Source organism: Moorena sp. SIO3I6 (genome assembly GCF_010672095.1).
In genome coordinates, this window is the sequence record NZ_JAAHHU010001265.1 from 1 (window position 1) to 1,477 (window position 1,477).

2 protein-coding genes are annotated in these 1,477 nt (G+C 42.2%); both read right to left on the reverse strand.

The annotated features are described in order from the left end of the window. Nucleotides 1–97: FAD-dependent monooxygenase (locus F6K49_RS48385; RefSeq protein WP_293109800.1), on the reverse strand; the 97-nt coding region annotated here is incomplete at its 3' end. Between the two features lie 455 nt (nucleotides 98–552). Then, nucleotides 553–1,477, reverse strand: a 925-nt coding sequence (locus tag F6K49_RS48390) for a glycosyltransferase (RefSeq protein ID WP_293109798.1), incomplete at its 5' end; no start/stop codon positions are given.

Here is a 1,477-nt window from a genome sequence, read left to right on the forward strand (position 1 = left end):
CTAGAACGATAGGTTTAATGCCTTGTTTAACCAGGTCATAGGCAGCAGTAAGACCAGCCGGTCCTGCGCCTGTAATCACTACGGGATAATGTTCCATTGATTAAAAATAGTGCGTCAGTGGTGAGTGCGTTAGTGGTCAGTTCTTAGTAGGAGAATATCGATTTTTATTCCATAGCGATCGCAATTCTAGGTTAACCCTAAAATTAAAACAGTTATGATAAACTGTTATGGTTCAAATTTTTAAATTAAATTCAGTAATATAGCGTTTATAGGACTCATGAGGTACACATAATTGACTATTGGCTATTGCCTCTGGGAGCATGTCAATTTTGTTAATCCCTGATTTAGATCCCCCTAAATCCCCCTTAATAAGGGGGACTTTTGAATCTAATTCCCCCCTTTTTTAAGGGGGGCTAGGGGGGATCTATTTACCTAATTACAAAGGTGACATGCTCCCCTTGCCTCTTCTCTCTTACCTGCTCCCTGCTCCCTGCTCCCTAAAACCTAAATATTTGTACCTCAAAAGTCTTAAATTGCTATTATAATTAGGCTTCAATAATGATTAAAACCTGATATATTAGGCAAGTCTATCAGAGGTTTTAGGTACTTTTTAAACCAATGACGAACTATACCAATGGCAAACGCAAGTCCGCTGTAAAAGTAATACAGCCAGTGCCATGGAACGGTTCGTATAGTGAATAATAGACCACGCTTTTGATAAAAGAATTGGTAGACAGGTCTGTTGAGTACTAGCAGGGCGAGACTAAACACACAGGTAGCAATAGCAATCACAGTACTAGACCACCAATAAGCTGTAACTAAAGCACCTAGTAGAGCATAGACCAACACCACACTAATACGACTAGACAGTTTTAGGTTCAAGTCACTGATAAGCTCACGACAGTTTTCTGGACTTGCGTCGCGAACCTTGAGAATTATGGCAGTCCAGGGCAAGGCGCGGTAGAAAAAGTCAGCTCTAAGCAGAGAAATTATCCCCCAGCGCTTGAGATGTTTCACCCGTAGAGTCTTACACAGCTTAATCCTGTAACCTTTTTCCTTGAGTCGATAGCCTAACTCAATGTCTTCAATACAGGGTTGACGATAATTTTCCTCAAAGCCACCCATGGCAAGAAAGATGTCACGACGGATTGCGCCACAGGCACCCCAAAAGGTAGATGCTTGTTCAGATGCAGTTTGGTGAGTGTAGTGGTGGAGTAAATTTTTGTACTGGGAAAGGAAATTAGCAGCACCGGGAGCATCGTCATAAGAACCAATTAAAGCGGTTAAATTAGGTTCATTGTTAAAGATTTTCACCACTTGACCAATAGTATCCGGATAGATTGCTACATCAGCATCTATAAAGAACAGGATATCGCTCTGTGCTACTTTCGCTCCCAGGTTTCGGGCTTTAGCCGGACCCCCTGCTGTGGGCAATCGAATTACCGTGGCTCCAAAATCTTGGGCTATACGCCATGAG